The organism is Massilia sp. CT11-137 (assembly GCF_047302885.1).
Taxonomy (GTDB): domain Bacteria; phylum Pseudomonadota; class Gammaproteobacteria; order Burkholderiales; family Burkholderiaceae_D; genus Telluria; species Telluria orientalis.
In genome coordinates, this window is sequence record NZ_JBKYMP010000001.1 from 2,039,777 (window position 1) to 2,054,933 (window position 15,157).

General features: G+C 61.5%; 21 protein-coding genes. 10 read left to right on the forward strand and 11 right to left on the reverse strand.

The genetic code is table 11. The annotated features are described in order from the left end of the window. Positions 1–136 precede the first annotated feature (136 nt). A complete protein-coding gene (locus ACEN98_RS09165) occupies positions 137–1,417 on the forward strand; it encodes a tyrosine-type recombinase/integrase (RefSeq protein WP_413383650.1) in 1,281 nt (426 codons plus the stop codon). Here ACEN98_RS09165 and ACEN98_RS09170 read toward each other — a convergent pair. Continuing rightward, positions 1,380–1,706 (reverse strand): helix-turn-helix transcriptional regulator, encoded by a 327-nt coding sequence (locus tag ACEN98_RS09170; RefSeq protein WP_413383652.1) that lies wholly within the window; start codon positions 1,704–1,706, stop codon positions 1,380–1,382. The genes ACEN98_RS09165 and ACEN98_RS09170 overlap by 38 nt on opposite strands. On the opposite strand from ACEN98_RS09170, the gene ACEN98_RS09175 reads away from it, so the two are divergent. Beyond that, positions 1,705–2,109 (forward strand): hypothetical protein, encoded by a 405-nt coding sequence (locus ACEN98_RS09175; protein ID WP_413383654.1) that lies wholly within the window; start codon positions 1,705–1,707, stop codon positions 2,107–2,109. The two genes, ACEN98_RS09170 and ACEN98_RS09175, sit on opposite strands and share 2 nt — an antisense overlap. Before the next feature lie 9 nt (positions 2,110–2,118). Continuing rightward, positions 2,119–2,754, forward strand: coding sequence for a hypothetical protein (locus ACEN98_RS09180; protein ID WP_413383656.1), 636 nt, complete (start codon positions 2,119–2,121; stop codon positions 2,752–2,754). 8 nt (positions 2,755–2,762) lie between these two features. Here ACEN98_RS09180 and ACEN98_RS09185 read toward each other — a convergent pair whose 3' ends face one another. From ACEN98_RS09185 to ACEN98_RS09225, 9 genes are all read right to left on the reverse strand, one after another. Then, positions 2,763–3,119, reverse strand: a complete 357-nt coding sequence (locus ACEN98_RS09185) for a hypothetical protein (protein ID WP_413383658.1) — start codon at positions 3,117–3,119, stop codon at positions 2,763–2,765. Further along, a complete protein-coding gene (locus ACEN98_RS09190; protein WP_413383660.1) occupies positions 3,116–3,862 on the reverse strand; it encodes a VapE domain-containing protein in 747 nt (248 codons plus the stop codon). The genes ACEN98_RS09185 and ACEN98_RS09190 overlap by 4 nt, the downstream gene beginning before the upstream one ends. A 115-nt stretch (positions 3,863–3,977) precedes the next feature. After that, a complete protein-coding gene (locus ACEN98_RS09195) occupies positions 3,978–4,112 on the reverse strand; it encodes a hypothetical protein (protein ID WP_413383662.1) in 135 nt (44 codons plus the stop codon). Beyond that, complete coding sequence (locus ACEN98_RS09200; RefSeq protein ID WP_413383664.1) at positions 4,109–6,421, reverse strand: ParB/RepB/Spo0J family partition protein; 2,313 nt, start codon at positions 6,419–6,421, stop codon at positions 4,109–4,111. The genes ACEN98_RS09195 and ACEN98_RS09200 overlap by 4 nt, the downstream gene beginning before the upstream one ends. Before the next feature lie 63 nt (positions 6,422–6,484). After that, positions 6,485–6,724, reverse strand: a complete 240-nt coding sequence (locus ACEN98_RS09205) for a hypothetical protein (RefSeq protein WP_413383666.1) — start codon at positions 6,722–6,724, stop codon at positions 6,485–6,487. 19 nt (positions 6,725–6,743) lie between these two features. Next, on the reverse strand, positions 6,744–7,079 hold the full coding sequence (locus ACEN98_RS09210; protein WP_413383668.1) for a hypothetical protein: 336 nt from the start codon (positions 7,077–7,079) through the stop codon (positions 6,744–6,746). Beyond that, the gene (locus ACEN98_RS09215) at positions 7,076–7,222 is read right to left on the reverse strand and encodes a hypothetical protein (protein ID WP_413383670.1); all 147 of its coding nucleotides are present in this window, start codon (positions 7,220–7,222) and stop codon (positions 7,076–7,078) included. The genes ACEN98_RS09210 and ACEN98_RS09215 overlap by 4 nt, the downstream gene beginning before the upstream one ends. A gap of 163 nt (positions 7,223–7,385) precedes the next feature. Further along, positions 7,386–7,631 (reverse strand): Arc family DNA-binding protein, encoded by a 246-nt coding sequence (locus tag ACEN98_RS09220; protein WP_413383672.1) that lies wholly within the window; start codon positions 7,629–7,631, stop codon positions 7,386–7,388. A 249-nt stretch (positions 7,632–7,880) separates the two neighbouring features. Continuing rightward, the gene (locus ACEN98_RS09225; RefSeq protein ID WP_413383674.1) at positions 7,881–8,294 is read right to left on the reverse strand and encodes a helix-turn-helix domain-containing protein; all 414 of its coding nucleotides are present in this window, start codon (positions 8,292–8,294) and stop codon (positions 7,881–7,883) included. A gap of 82 nt (positions 8,295–8,376) precedes the next feature. On the opposite strand from ACEN98_RS09225, the gene ACEN98_RS09230 reads away from it, so the two are divergent. Next, complete coding sequence (locus ACEN98_RS09230; RefSeq protein WP_413383676.1) at positions 8,377–8,637, forward strand: YdaS family helix-turn-helix protein; 261 nt, start codon at positions 8,377–8,379, stop codon at positions 8,635–8,637. Here the strand turns inward: ACEN98_RS09230 and ACEN98_RS09235 are convergent. Beyond that, positions 8,586–8,906 carry a hypothetical protein gene (locus ACEN98_RS09235; protein ID WP_413383678.1) on the reverse strand — a complete coding sequence of 107 codons (321 nt, stop codon included), beginning with the start codon at positions 8,904–8,906 and terminating at the stop codon, positions 8,586–8,588. The genes ACEN98_RS09230 and ACEN98_RS09235 overlap by 52 nt on opposite strands. An 86-nt stretch (positions 8,907–8,992) precedes the next feature. Between ACEN98_RS09235 and ACEN98_RS09240 the strand changes: the two genes are divergently transcribed. From ACEN98_RS09240 to ACEN98_RS09265, 6 genes are all read left to right on the forward strand, one after another. Then, positions 8,993–9,454: a YmfL family putative regulatory protein gene (locus tag ACEN98_RS09240; protein WP_413383680.1), complete on the forward strand. Its 462-nt coding sequence runs from the start codon at positions 8,993–8,995 to the stop codon at positions 9,452–9,454. Beyond that, on the forward strand, positions 9,451–9,864 hold the full coding sequence (locus ACEN98_RS09245; protein WP_413383682.1) for a hypothetical protein: 414 nt from the start codon (positions 9,451–9,453) through the stop codon (positions 9,862–9,864). The genes ACEN98_RS09240 and ACEN98_RS09245 overlap by 4 nt, the downstream gene beginning before the upstream one ends. Before the next feature lie 437 nt (positions 9,865–10,301). Beyond that, on the forward strand, positions 10,302–12,401 hold the full coding sequence (locus ACEN98_RS09250) for a VapE domain-containing protein (RefSeq protein ID WP_413383683.1): 2,100 nt from the start codon (positions 10,302–10,304) through the stop codon (positions 12,399–12,401). 396 nt (positions 12,402–12,797) lie between these two features. Continuing rightward, a complete protein-coding gene (locus ACEN98_RS09255) occupies positions 12,798–13,037 on the forward strand; it encodes a hypothetical protein (RefSeq protein WP_413383685.1) in 240 nt (79 codons plus the stop codon). A 50-nt stretch (positions 13,038–13,087) separates the two neighbouring features. Beyond that, positions 13,088–14,059: a hypothetical protein gene (locus ACEN98_RS09260; RefSeq protein WP_413383687.1), complete on the forward strand. Its 972-nt coding sequence runs from the start codon at positions 13,088–13,090 to the stop codon at positions 14,057–14,059. Positions 14,060–14,360: 301 nt separating this feature from the next. Beyond that, positions 14,361–15,020: a hypothetical protein gene (locus tag ACEN98_RS09265; RefSeq protein WP_413383689.1), complete on the forward strand. Its 660-nt coding sequence runs from the start codon at positions 14,361–14,363 to the stop codon at positions 15,018–15,020. Positions 15,021–15,157 lie beyond the last annotated feature (137 nt).

Here is a 15,157-nt window from a genome sequence, read left to right on the forward strand (position 1 = left end):
CCATCCCACATTTCATTGCTTTGCTATCTGCGCATATCCACATATAGCGACACTCAACATTTTGGCGTAGTATTTTCGGCCATCGCGTACAATACTACGCCGACGATTTCCGAAATTTTGAAAATGCTACGCCAAGATGTCCTTTGATCCCAGAGCCGCGAAGCTCCTACAGGCGGGGGAGCATATCACGTTTGCGGACCATCCCGGCCTGCGCCTCGAGGCGCGGGCCAAGTGCCGCACGTGGATTTACCGCTATAAATCCCCCAGCGATGGCAAGATGAAGCAGGCCAAATTGGGGCAATGGCCAGCGATGTCATACCACAAGGCGGTCACTGAATGGGAGCAGGTCAAGACCCAGAACCGGGCCGGTCGCGAGCTGGCGGCTGAACGGCAGCAAGCGCGTGAGGCCCAGCGAGCGGCCGCCGAAGCGGAACGGTTGCGGAAGAAGCGGGAAGGCTACCTGGTGCGGCACGTCATCGAGGACTACTGCGAACACCTTGCGCGGGTAAGAAAGGCCAAGGGCGCCGCGGAAGCCAGGCGCACGCTGGTGAAGGGTGCGGAGCCGATCGCCGAGCTGCCGGCCGGCGACCTGACCCGGGCGGAGGCCTTCGATCTGCTCGAACTCTACGTCGACACGCCGGTCCAGTGTGGCAAGCTGCGTGCCGAGCTGGCTGGAGCCTGGGACTATGCGCTTGACGCCGGCCGGCTGCCGGAAGACACGCCTAATTGGTGGCGACAGATCATGCGCGGCCGGCTCAAGAGCAAGGGGAAGCGCATTGCGGGCGTGACCATCGGCACGGCCAAGCGCACCCTGTCACAGGATGAGCTGCGCGTCTTGATTGCGTTCCTGCCGAACTTCTCGCGCAACGTAAGCGACGTCCTGGCCCTCTACTTGTGGACCGGTGCCCGGGGCGCTGAAATCGTCCAGATGGAGGCGCACGAGATTGCGCAGGAGGATGGCGTGCTGTGGTGGACGTGCCCGAAGGCCAAGACAAAGAACGCGCGCTTCGACCAGGCGACCGACTTCCGGGTGCCGCTGTTTGGCAAGGCGCGCCAGGTCGTCGAGCGCCGCCTGGCGGTCGAGAAATCCGGCTATCTGTTCAAGCCGGTGAAGAAGCGCGAGGGACACGTGGAGCAGAAGGTCGTGCAGACTTCGGTGTACTACCACATGCCGTATTCGATGACCAATCCTGAGGTGGAGCGTCCGCGCCTGCCTGTCACGCGATGGTCACCGCACGATCTGCGTCGCACGGTCAGGACGCAGCTGGCGGCGCTGGGGTGCCCGAAGGACGCGGGCGAGGTGATGCTGGGGCACATGCTGCCCGGCGTCGAGGGCGTCTATAACCAGCACGACTACGACGCCGAGAAGGTTGTCTGGCTCACGAAGTGGAGCCAGGTTCTGGAGTCGCTTTCCTGATGCCGGCGTTGACTGGCGGGAGCAGGTCGGATACCGGTCGCGACTCGGACCACTCCTCGACTTCGCGCATCAGCCAGCCCACGCGCCGGCCAGAGATGACGCGCGGCTTCGGGAAGCTATTCTCGCGGACGAGTTTCTGTATCGTCGCGGTGGAGAGGGACACGACGTCTGCAACGGTCGGGAGATCGACAAGAAGTGGTGGAACCTTCATGAGTATCAATTTTTCGTAATGACAATTTTGGGGTAGCCCTGTAGAGTTCGGCACACACTCAAATAGGGAGGCTTTCATGCGTCAAACCGTTGCTTTGCTGGGCTGCATCTACGATCTGGGGAGCGAAAGAGGTGCTGAGGCTGCTGAGGCATGGCTCGCGGGCAACCCGGCGGATATCACTCGCTTCGAAGAGGAATTCCCTGGCGCTCGAATCGTCGCCAGCGTTGGCAACCATCACGCACCCGCGAATGGCGTTAGCTACTGTGTGTTCGGTGGGTCCACCGACTTCGGCGATGGCTGGATCCCATCCGCCTGCGTCGTGTTTGCGTATCCGAACGGCGAGAGGGGCACCGCACTTCGGGATCTGCCGCAACTCGGTACTTTCCGCAGCGCTGGCGAAGCGCAGGAGGCTGCCCGAAAGGCGAAAGTGGTCGAGATCCGAGCCGACGGTACGGTTGTATTCGAGATTGAGCGGGAGTAATCGGGTCTTATGAAATTCGGAGAACGTGTCGGCATCGCTATCATGTCGGCCTGGGGCCTGTTCGCCATTCATCAAGGCGTCAACGCGCTGATGAAGGAGCACAAGTGGGTTGCACTGACTCCGTCCGACTGGGGCACCTGGGTTGGGGCTATCGGCACAGTTGCCACTTTGATCGGCACAATTTATTTGGCCCGTACTGAGACTCGCATGCGAGAGAGGAACGAACGCACTATTGCTCGCCTCCATGGAGCAAGCATGACTCCTAAGATCGAAAACGCCCTCATTGGTGTTGCCGAGGCAGCGACTATGCTGCATCTCGCCCGCGCTGGCGATAGAGATCCGGCCTACTACAGTAAATGCGCAGCCAAGCTTGACGAAATCGAATTCTGGTCGATTGACGATATTACGCCCTTGGCCCCCCTCCCGTTCAATACCGCAATCAAGCTTGCTGAGGCTGTTTCTGTTGTTCACAGCGTGGGGCGGACCTTGAAGCTGATGGCAAGCAAGCGCATGCTCAGCCCCGTCGAACAGCGCACACAAGTCGAGATCCTCAGCAAGCTTATAAAGCGAGCGGTAGATCACATCGACGAAGCTGGCCGTGAATGCCGGCTCGCAGCGGTCGAGATGCAACTCAACCTTGAATAGCTTCCGCATCACAGATCGCTCTCCGCAAACAGCCGCGACCGCGCCGCACCGCTCCGTTCTGGTACATGATGTTCATTATCGTCGTTGCGATCGGTTTGTCGCGCTGCGCGGCTTGGTTCAGTCGGTGTGCCCTCGACCCAGATATCGATGGCTGTGCTATCTATTGCTTCACTGTTCCCGGCAAGGTAGACGATCATCGCGACTCGGCCGCCCGAGTGATACAGCGTCAGCCCGTTGATGAATTGCTTGAGCCCTTGGTGCACGACAGGCCGACAGCAATGCGCGGATTTGAGCAGCAGCAATTGGTGTTTGTAGGCGATGGGGTCGAGCGGTTCGACCTGGTCGGCGTTGACGGGCCCCATCATGCGACTCTCCGGCCATCGAGCGGCGCCAGCGCCGGCGTCGACGGCGGCAGCGTGTTCTCGTTGAAGTCGCTCATATCAAGGCCGCGCATCAAGTAGTCGCGGAAGGCGTCCACGCCTCCGTTGGCGATCTCGTACGCGATCGCCGCATAGAAGCCGCGCGGACGTGCCGGCGGGACTTCGACGACGACGAAGCGGCGGCTGCCGGCGTCTGTCGGTAGGAAGTCTTCCTGATCCGACAAGTAGACGAAATTCAGGCGATTGACGACCGCGCGGGGCTCGTGGCCCTTGAGAGTGATCACGAAGGATTCGGCCGCGTGGAAGGCCTTCATGCGTTCCAGATGGCGCGGAGCGTAGTCGCCGTCCACCACGACCAGGTTGGCGCCCACGGCCCAGTAATTGAATTTGCTGTGCAGATCGTTGGGCTTGATCATCGCCGCATTCTCGTCGTACATCGCCGCGGCGACGTACTTGAAGAAAAGGCTTTTACCCGAGCCTTGGCCGCCGTTGAACACGAGCGCGGTCGACATCTTCGCGCCCGGGTTTCGCAACGGGTAGGCCAGCCAGCGCAGGACGTATCGTTGCATCTCGTCGTCCATGTCGCACAGGTGCGCAAGCAGCGTCAGGATGTTGCCGCAGTGTGCGGGTCGCGCTTGCACCGGTGTGCTGATTCTGGGCGGCTGGCGGGTCAGCGCGTTATACAGGTTCGCAAAGTGCTGCTGGATCTTCTTGATGGTCAGTTTCATGGGTATTCTCAGGTCATGAGTGGTTCGTTCGCGGTGATGCTGGCCCAGTCCGGGCGTTGCTTCAGCCAGGGCGCGACGGCGGCCGCCAGCTCGATCAGCGCATCGGTATTCGCCTTCAGTTCTGCGTTGATGACGCGGGCGTGGCCGTATAGCCGTGCCCTTGCCAGTAGGCCAACTGAACGGAAAGGTCGTGACGATCGTTGAGCAACGCGCGCACGATCGCGCTAATGGCGTGTTCGGTGAACTTCACGACGCCGCCTTTGCCGGCGCCTTCGCCGTGGTTTTCTTGCTGGAGATGGTCGTGGTCTTTTTCGCCGGCGCCGGCTTCGATCTGATCTTCTTGTTGAGTGCAGACGTCTGTACGCCTTCGTCGGCGGCCGCCGGCGTCGCTTCGGACGCCTGCTCGCCGTCGCTCTGTTCGGCCACTGTTGGAGCTTCAATGGCTTGGGTTGAAGCTTGCTCGACCTGGTCGACCACAGATGGAATCTCGCCTGCCTGCGCCGACGGCTCGTCGGTGGTGAGCGGCGACGCCTCATCGATATAGTCCTTGTGCACCCAAGCGCGGCCGCCGCGGTAGGTGTAGCCCAAGCTCGTTGCAGCCGTTTCGAGCATGCCGACCAGTTCGCCTCGGGGATGGGTCAGGACGCTTTCTGTCAGTGCGTTGAGTCCCTCGGGGTGCAGGCGGATATATGCGACGAGGTCTTCTTGAGTGACGTCGTCGAGCTTGAACTGTGGGCCTTTCTGTTCGGTGGTCGCGTGCACTGCGAGCGTGGTGGGCGCGGCAGCGTCAGATGTACTGGTCGACGGCTCCGGCGTCTCGGCGACGTCGGGCAGATTCGACTGCACCGGCTCCGGCTTCTTTCCCTTACTAGCGGCTTTAGCTTTTTTCGCGGCCTTCTCGTCCGCCTTTTTCTTGGCCTCCTTGAGGAGGGTCTTCTTCATCGTTTCGGCATCGATGCCGAGTTCCACTGCGGCCGCCATCATGAGCCAAGGGACATCGCCTTTGCCGCTGGTGTAGGTGTTGACGGCGAGCTCGTCGACGAAGGTCAAGTCGCGGATCAGTTGACGGACGGGGTCAGGTTCCATCTTCCTAATTGCGGCGCAGATCTTGTTCGTGCTGGAGACGTACTGACCGCCTTCGTACTCCGACTCGAATTCCTTGCCCGCCCACCCGTAGAGCTTGATAATGAATTCGTGGGCCGGGCCCGAACAACCCTTGAACAGTTGGGCTGCCACTTCAGGCTCATTGAACGGTGCGCGTTCCACTCGACCGGCATCGTGGATCGCGATGAACAAGTCGCGGCGGAACTGCCGCTCGACTGCTGCGGCCTGTTCCTGCTGCTTTTCCTTGGCTTTCTGCTTGGCGGAGATCGAGGCCTCGGTCTTGCCGCTGCCGGCGACCTGCGTGACGAGATCCTCAAGCTCGTCGATCTTGGCGATGGTGATCAGCTTACCGGGCTCGAACGGGCTTTCCAGCAGCACGCCCTTCGGCAGTTGTTTCCCGAGCAGTTTCCGGTAGGTCGTCGACCCGCCCGACACCCACATCGTCTTGTCGACGTCCGCGTATCCGCCCTTCAAGTTGCTGTAGCTGTTCGGCATGATCTTCTTGGCCTCTTCGCCACTGATCACCGTCAGCCCGCGTGCCTCGGCCTTTTGCTTTGCCTTCTTGGAATGGGCGGCCGTTTTCTCGGCGAAGCAATCGGGGTCGGTGCAGAGGTTTTCGTGTTTCTCGCCCTCGGACGCGTCCTGCTGGTTGCCGCTGCGCTTCGGGCATTCGATGCACGAGCCAATCTCGGTCAAAAGTGCCGCATCCTTGATCGGGAAGACGGCGCTCTTCAGGTCCAGCATGAAGCGCTGGCGGAGCAGGTCCCGCTGCGCGCGGTACGACATGGGGTTGCCCTGCCAGTCTGCTCCGCTTACTTCCTTGGCGGCCTTCACCTGCAGGGACGGATTCGGGATGCGAGCGATCAACAGCGCGGTCGCAGCGCTGAACTTGTCGTCCAGGAACTGTTCTCGTACGCTGGTGGTCAGAGCGCACAGCTTGAGGCGGCCGTAGACGTAAGACCGGCTCTTGTTGAGCTTTTCGGCCAACTGGTCGACGTCGTAGTTCCGTTCGAGCATGAGGCGCTCGTACCCTTCGGCCTCCTCGAGCGGATGCGGGTCGTCGCGCTGCAGGTTTTCGAGGATCTGCAACTCGAGCGCCTCGACATCGCTGAGATTGCGGAGCATCGCGGGGATGGTAGGCAGACCAGCCATGATCGACGCGCGAAAACGGCGCTCGCCGGCGACGATCTCGTATTGTTGCGGCGCCTCGGCGGTCGGCGTCACAGGGCGGATCAGGATCGGCTGCGCTACGCCCTTCGACTTGATGCTTGCGGCCAGCTCGTCGAGCTTCGATTGGTTGAAGCGTTTGCGGTTGGTATACGAGATCCTGATGTCGACCAGATTGAAGTAGCCAAACTGGCCGGCGTCGGTGACGAGCTCGTCGACGACGATTGGCTGATCGGTTGGCACCGGCATCTGCGGAGGCGGAAGGACAGTCAAGGTGTTGGAGGTCATGAGCGTTCCTGATTGACTTAAATCGTATTTGCGATGGGTTAAAGGGAAGGGGGGAGTGATTTGTTACCGATAGCCGTGGGCATCCAGCACCTGCTGCATGTTCGAGCCCTCCCACGAGCCCGGTCGGGTGTTCGTTGCGGCGGCGTCCTGGACGAGCATCATCAGCAGGCCCTGAACATCGAGCTCTCCGTGGCTGGTGAAGCCGCCGTTCGCCTTGTGGATACGCGTGCAGCTGTCGGCCACGACCACGAGGTCGTTGTAGACGGCTTGCGGGATGCGGAGCGTGACGGTCTTGTTTTTCATGGATGGGCCTCCTGTGGGACTACGAAGCGTTCGGGGTATAGAAGCCGATGTCGAACTCGGCACCGGGAATGCGGATGTGGACGAGCCAGGCCGTGAAGCCTTTCTTCGGCTGGTGCTGCGGCGGGATCGGGTTGGAGACGTGGTATCCGCGGGAGCGCATGAGTTGCAGCACGCGCGGTAGGTGCAGGCGTACGCCGTCCTCCGAGACGTCGGTGGGCGTGCAGACGTGTGCACTGCAGAAGCGGGCGAGCTCGCCCTGGTTCCTTGCGTCTTCGAGTGCCTGATGCAGTTCGCCCGTGCCGAGCGGGGTGGTGCGGGCGCGCGCGTTCGGGGCGCGGGTGGATTTCGCGGTCACAGTTCCACCACCGTGATGCCAAAAGTCGCTTCGTCGCTTTGGTAGGCGGCCGTGTAGTCGTAGACCATGGATGCCGTCCTGCCGATCGCGAAATGGCAGGACGCGCCGTTGGGCGTCCGAACCGTTACGTGAAATGCTCTCATGCGTACCCCGCTATCAAAAGTTGATAGCGTGGAATATACGCTAGAAAAACTAGTAAAACAAGAAAAACTAGTATTTCGCGGCGCGCTGACGTTGCGACTGAATATGTTCAGACGTAAAAAAGCCCGCTGAAGCGGGCATGTTCAACAAACGTCAGAGGATGGGTTACCGGTCCCCGACGATGCTAAGAATCTGTCGATCTAACGCCTTGATTTCGGCAACGTCCCGCGCAAGTTTGTCCAGGTGCTCAAGGATGGGGATGGCCCGAAGGCGCGCAACGATTTCTGCATTCATGCTTCGGCCATTTTTCTCGGCCGCGTCTTGAAGTTCAAGATGAAGATCTGGTGGTAGGCGTAGTGCTGTCTGTACGTAATTCTGCTGGGAGGGCTTGGGGACGGGAGGTGTCTTCATCGCGCGATTCTTGCGCGATGAGTTCACATTGTGTTGTTCGTGCTTCCAAAATGGAAGCAGTTGTGACACTTGGTGAGTATTTTGGCATCTTTGCGGCGCGACCATATGCATTTTGCATCGATGAAGAACTTAAACCGATGGATTGCTGCGTATGAGCAAATGGACGCGCGTCGTAGGAGGGAAAGCTTGGCCATCGCGGAAGCGACAGCAGTAGCGCACCCTGCGGAGCCACCGAAAAAAATCACCAAACTACAGCTTGTTTCCAGCAACAGCGGGGCTGGCGATACGAGGCATGGTTTCCGCAGTTCTAAGGATAGCGGCGCGGCCGTCGTCATCTGTCGTACGGAATAAGGTCAAAAGATAGTTTTCTTGTGACGTTACCCATTGAGTGTGAAGCGGCTCATTGGCTGGTCGTGCGACGCTGCTCGCTTCGTCGGGATGTTGGCGTTCACGGTCTTCGCTGTCCCCATGTAAAAGCCACTTGGTCGTCACTTGTAATGCGGCGGCAACCTTGTCGATCCTATTGCGATTTGGTGCAGTTCCCCCTTCCTTTTCCCATAGTTGAACCGTTTGCCAGCTCACGCCGACGAGGTCGGCGAGCGCTTGGTGGCTCTTCAGCCCTAGGGCAAGACGGCGTTCCTTAATGCGGCTATGGATACTCATGCCGGCACTATGCCTACAAGAATTTATTGTGCCAATACATAAATTTCTTGTATATGCTAGATTTTCTAGTACAATTGCCGGCATGAAAAAGACCACTCCTTGTGTCGGGCTGCAAAAGGCGATCGCGGAATACCCTACGTTACGCGCGTTCGCGGATGCTTTAGGTGTTCGCTATCAGGTAGTCCAGCAATGGCTTCGTAACGGGGTGCCAGCGGAGTACGCGCCAGAAATCGAAAAATTGGTGCAGGGGAGGGTGCGTTGCGAAGAATTGAATAGCCGGGTCGATTGGACCTACCTGCGCTCGACTGGTGTCGGCTCGCTTTCGACGGATGGCGAGGCGTAGACCATATGCACCAGCCCCAGCAAATGCGTCGGAACCTGTTCGCATCCGCCGAAGGTTCGTTCCGAGTCGACGTTCAACCCCTCACCGGCATCAATCACCTTCCAGCACGGCTGCTCGCCGTCGGCGGGTCCACCCGCAATCTGGCGCGCGATCAGTGCCAGGCGCAGGCCCCGCAGCACCACGAACAAATACGGCTCGATTGTGCGCACGAATCCCCGGTCGTGCCACTGCACCAGATGCCGCCTGCGAACTGCGTCAACAAGATTCATTTGTCGATTTCCAGATATCAAGTTTCAACGGCGCAACTTTACTTTCAAGTAAATATTTGCAAAACCAAAATAACGTAGGGGGATGTATGGAATTGCGCGACGCAAAACTCAAGATGATCGGCAAGGTGCGCGGAACCTGGGAGGTTGCGGCGGCGTACCTGGGCATGACGGTCAGCGCACTGCGTAACCGGGCCTATGAAACGAAAGGCCAAGTGCTCAGCGAGGATCATTGCCTGGCCCTGCAGGAATTGTCGGGCACCACGCTGTATGCCGAGGCGATTGCTACCGCATCGGGCGGCGTGTTCCTCAAGCTGCCGGACGATCTGTCGTGTGAAAACGAGGTCTTGATGAGGAAGTTCAACGATCTCTATGCCGAACTCGGCACGTTCTCGCGACACTTCACGGAGGCCACGGCCGACGAAGAGATTGACCGGGACGAGAAGGCCATGCTCGAGGCGGACGCCGCACGGATGCACAAGGTGCTGGCCGAGCTGGTCGCTCTGGTGTTCCGGATTTACACGCCACAGGCGCCCCGGGAGGTCGCATGATCGCTTCGGTCAAAGGCCCTACCAAAGGAAGCGGCGCGTACACGGCCCTGCAGCATCTGCAAAATGTGGGCGGCCAGGCCAGTCCGGCCGACTTGATGACCCAGCTGGTCTGGTCCGACACGCCTGGCCGGTTCCAGAGGCTTATCGTCGGCCCGCTCGAACGCCAGCGGCTCGTACTGCGCCGGGATGACCTCGTGACGCTCACGAGCCGTGGCGTGACGTTCCTGACGCCGTCCGCCGAGGCCGCCGCACCGGTTCCGCCTGGTCCTTATGCGGCGCCGTTCCAGCCGCTTCGCGCGCTTCATCGTCCAACTGCACTTGCGTTGCGGCCTGGTGCGGCCGACTACCGAACCATCCCATCGCGCATCGGCGAGCACGTCATTGCCCATGGAAAGAAGGCCGTAGCGTGACGCTTGAGGATTTTTCGTCAGTCGGGCGCGCAGCGCTCGACTCTATTCTGATTCTCCTGCAAGAGTGGTTCCCGCAAGGCGTCCAGGAAGGGCACGAGTTCTGCATCGGATCGAGGGCCGGCGAAGCCGGACAGTCGCTGCGCGTGCGCCTCACCGGCGCCAAGGCGGGAGTTTGGTCCGATTTTTCCGACGACGCCGCAGGCGGCGACCTGATCTCGCTCTATGCATACGTCCACGACCTCAAGCCCGGGCAGGCCTGCAAGGCCCTCGCCGATCGCCTCGGCATCACGATCACGCCCGGCGCCGGCCAGCGCGGCAACGGCATCAAGCCGATCGCCAAGACTGCGCCAGCACGACCTGATCCCGCGCCTGCGCCAGCGGACAAAGGGGTAGGAGCGCCGGCCGACGGAAAGAAAAAAGCGACCTGGACGCCGATCATGCCGGTGCCTGATGACGCGGGGCCGTACCCGAAGGCGCACCTCGTCCGAGGCAAGCCCGAGGCGCACTGGGAGTACCGCGACACGAACGGTCAGCTGCTCGGCGTGATCTACCGCTTCCGGCGCTCGGACGGCGTGGGCAAGGAAGTGCTGCCCTGCGTGTTCGCCAAGACCGATACTGGCCGGCGCGAATGGCACTGGATGGCGTTCCCCGAGCCGCGGCCGCTGTATCTGCGTGGCCCGCACCGCCCGGACGTGCCCGTCCTGGTGGTCGAAGGCGAGAAGTGCGTCGATGCCGCGGCGGCGCTGCCGTCCATGAACGGGATCTTTGAAATCCTGTCCTGGTCAGGCGGCGGCAAAGCCGTGAAGAAATCCGACTGGTCGGCCGTCCGTGACCGCGACGTCATCCTGTGGGCGGACGCCGATGCGAAGGTCTACAAGGAAGGCCACGAGCACGCCGGCCAGATCATGCCGGAGGCTGAGCAGCCGGGCATGAGCGCGATGCTCAAGATTGCCGAGATCCTGCGTGCACAGGGCTGCAACGTGCTGTTCGTCGACATCCCGCCGCCCGGGCAAATGCCCGATGGCTGGGATGTGGCGGACCTGATTGCCGGCGGCGCCACGGAGGAGGACGTCGTCCAGTGGGCGACCAGGTTGCGGCCGGCGGAAGCGAGCGCGCCGGCGCCGAGCAGCGCAGCGCCGGCCGACCAGGATGACGCGGCGGCCGGCGACGACGTGCCGACCTGGTTCGACGAACAGTCGGCGGGGCAGGCGGACACCGCTTCCACCCCTTTGCCGGCTGGCGCGGGCGGCGGATCGCGCGACGCCCTGCGGGCCAAGCTGATTCCGACGGCCAATGGCGGGATCAAGGGATGCCGCGAGAACGTGTACATCGTGCTCGAGAGGGACGACAAGCTGCGCGGCCTGGTCGGACTGGACCTGTTCAGCGGCCTGCAGGTCAAGCTGCGCAAGACGCCCTGGGCGAGCACGCCGGGCGAGTGGACAGAATCGGACGACTTCGAGCTGGGCATGTACCTGGCCCAGAACTATGGCCTCGTCCTGGCCTCGGTGGGCGATATCGAGCGCGGTGTCGCGCAAGCGGCACGTCGTTACCAGTTCGATCCGGTCATCGACTACTTCAACCGCTGCGCGGAAGGCTGGGACGGCCAGCAGCGCGTCGCCACGGCGCTGTCGCGCTATTGGGGCGCGGCAGATTCGGAATATCTGCGCTTGGTGTCGACGATGTTCTTCATCGGCATCGTCATGCGCGGCTACAAGCCGGGCGTCAAGAACGACCACGCGCCGGTGTTCGAGGGCGGGCAGGGCCAGGGCAAGTCGACCGCCTTGAAGGTGCTCGGTGGAGACTGGTTCGCCGACACCCCGTTCCGAATGGGCGACAAGGATGGCTACCTGTCGATCCAGGGCGTGCTGCTGTACGAGGTCGCCGAACTGGAGCAGTTCAACCGTTCCGAGGTCACCGCCATCAAGGCGTTCATGTCCAGTACCGTCGACCGCTTCCGGGAGCCGTACGGCCGCCGCATGAAGAACGTACCGCGTCGCTGCGCGTTCGCCGCGACGACGAACGAGGACGCGTACTTCAAGGATGGCACCGGTAACCGGCGCTTCTGGCCGGTCCAGACGGGCGGCATCGACATCGAGGCGCTGAAGGCGGACCGGGACCAGTTGTTCGGCGAGGCCATCGCGTTGATGCGTTCCGGTGTGCAGTGGTGGCCGACGTACGACCAACAACAGCGCCTCATCGGCCCGATGCAGGACGATCGCGAGATCCCGGACCCATGGCGCGGCCGAATTTGGGAGTACTGCGAGGGCGTCGACTCGGAAGGCAAGCCGATGTCGGCCGGGCCACTCAAGCGCGTCACGGCGCGCGAGCTGCTCACCAGGGCGCTGCACTTCGAGCTCTCGAAGATCGGCCCCGCGCGGGCCGAGACGATGCGCGTGGGCGCGATCATGCGTAAGTTCGGCTGGACGAAGCATCGCGAGTCCGGTGGCGCGCGTGAGTGGTACTACGAACGCCCCGTGGCGGAAGCGGAGCAAGGGGCACCCAAGGCCGGAGGGGACGATGAGCCGCTCCCATTTTGATCAACGAGCCGGTGCCGTGCCGGCGTCTCACCAGGGATCGTGGGCGCATTTTGCGCAGGCGGAAAAGGTGATGGCGTCGACCAGGTACGCCGGCTCGTCCAACGTAGGACGACTATCCGTCCAACCTTGCAGTTTTGAGGTTAGACGGCTGAAACCCGCATGGATACTGGCTTCGTCCAACCGTCCAACCTCGCCAACCGGGCCGCGCCCGCACGTACACCCGCGTACGCGTATACGCGTGCGACGAGTGGGAAGGCCAGTTTCCGTCGTTGGTAAAACAAAAAAACAGGTTGGACAGGTTAGGAGGTTGGACAAACCCAGCATCCATGCGGGTCTCAGCCGTCCAACCTCTTGGACTAACCATTTTGAGGTTGGGCGGATTGAGGAGGAAAAGCGATGACGAAGGGAAGTTTGAGGGATGTGATGCCGGTGACGGCGGCGCTGATCGATGAATACCGGGCGGTATTCGGCAGGGAGAACATCGACGACGTCCTGCGCAGGGCGAGGAAGGGTGAGCCGGTGTTCTACGCGGAAGAGAACGGTCACACGTTCGGGACGCCCAGTCCGCCACGGCACCGGGTGCAGTGGGATGAGCGAGGGCTGCCGTATGTCGTCGAGCAGAAGGACCGGAAGTAGGGACGTGAGAGATCGGCGCCGCAGAGCGTCAAGGACTGAAAGGACAAGCGATGGGAACGATGATGGAAATGGATGCGATTTTTGGGAGCGCCGGCCAGGCCGTGCACGTGGCGTTCGTGGTGATGAGCCAGCCTGCGATGCAGGACGCGCCGTTGCGTAAGGCGCTGATCCGGGTGTTGGAGTCGATCCGGCTGGATGGCAACCAGCGTGGGTGGCTGGAGCAACTGCGTGGCGAGTCGTCCGACTCGGTCAACTTCGGCGGCCTGTCCAGCGCTGAAGTGCGCGCGCAGTGCGTGATGATCACGCAGGCGGTCAAGCACTTGCCGTCGCCGGAGATGTGGGTCTTACAAGCCAAGTATGGCTATGTCGAGTTCGAGGATACCTCTCACGACGAGCTGACGGGCCTCCAGCTGGTCGACGCGCTGCAGCGTGCACAGGCTGACGTCGAGGCCGCGCGCAAGAAGTTGCAGCAGGCGAGGGTCTCGCTCGAGGCGGCGCGAGACCAGTACCTGGCGTGCGAGGGGCGCGTAACGCGCGCCGAGACCGAGGCCACGGTGCGTGAGCAGTACTTCGCCGCGCGCGACGACGTGCGTGACCAGGGCGCCGCGGTGGCCCGGGCGGAATCCGTGGAGCGCGAGGTGCAGATCGCATTGGACCGGACGAACGGTCGCACCCTCACGGATGGCGGTCATTTCGCTACCGGCCAGGCCGGGCGGCGTTTCGCGTTCTCGGCTGAGCGTATCGATGCGATCAAGGGACTGTCCGACTGGATGCGGCCGCTGTTCCCTCGCATCAAGCCGCTGGCGATCGACTGCATGCTTGGGCGCCTGTTTGCTAATCATGCGAAGGTCGGTGTCACGTTCCGCGACCTGGCGAGCTCGTTCGGCGGAAACCCGATGCTCTACCAGCGCGCCAGCTTCAAGATGCGGAACCACCTGAGACAGCTGGAGGATCTGGCGATTCAGCACCTGGAGGAGCGGCTGGTCAAGGACGGTGTTGCCTTGCCGACAGAAAGCGATTGACGAGAGTGTTACAGCGCGTGTATATTTTGCCCATGATCGAAGTCATTGCGACTTGATGAAGAATTTCAGTAAAAGCCCTGCCTGGTCCCTGCCACGCGGGGCTTTTTCTTTGCACCGTGCTTCCTCGTGTGGCGCGCTTTGCCGGGCCTGCAGTGTGGTCCGGCGCTCTTATTCTCAACGACGAAAGGCGGTGATCCTGTCTCGATCCGCTGCAAAGCGGGGGATACAAAGCAATCATTCGTTTGCCCGGCCCGCCGGGCTTTTTTATTCGTAGTACAGATGTGTGCACAAGGGTGAGCCAATGGCGAATGTACATATCAAGGGACTGCCTGAGTTGCTCAGCCGGATGGACGACCTGGCGCGCCAGCAGGCGCCGTTTGCGATTGCCAAGGCGATGACCGTAACGGTGCGCGATGCCAAGAGCGCCGAGGAGCGGTACATCCCGCAGGCGTTTGATAAGCCGACGCCATTCACCCAGCGTGCCGTGGCATTCAAAGGTGCGACGAAGAGGAATCTCACCGCATCGGTGTTCATCAAGGATGCGCAGGCCAAGTACCTGCAAGCCGAGGCTGAAGGCGGCCAGCGGGAGTTCAAGTCATTCGAGCAGAAGTTCGCGAGCGGTGGCCGGGCGCAGGTGGCCCTGCCGGGCCGTGGCGTCGCGCTGAACCAATACGGCAACCTGACCAAGGCAAAGATCAAGCGCATCGCGGCCGACGTGAACACGTCCGGCGATGCGAAGCGCTTCTTCTCCGGCAAGCCCAGGGGGCAAGCGCTGCCGCCCGGCATTTACGCGCGGGTCAACAACAACAGGTTGATCACTCCCCTGATCGTATTTGCGACTGCGGCGGTGTACAGGAAGCGATTCCAGTTCAGCGAGGTCGGCAAGGAAACGATCACGGCCGAGTTCCAGGCGAACATGGTCGAGGCCTGGGCTGATGCGGTCAAGACGGCCCGGCGGTGACGACGCGGTCAACATAGTTTCTCGCGGGCAACTTGTTGTTCGATGAAGTTGCATAAATGCAACTAATTTCGATGCGCGACGCGTTTTCGTGGGTCCTTCCCAGGGCTCCTGCTCCATGGGTAATTCGCGTCTCGATG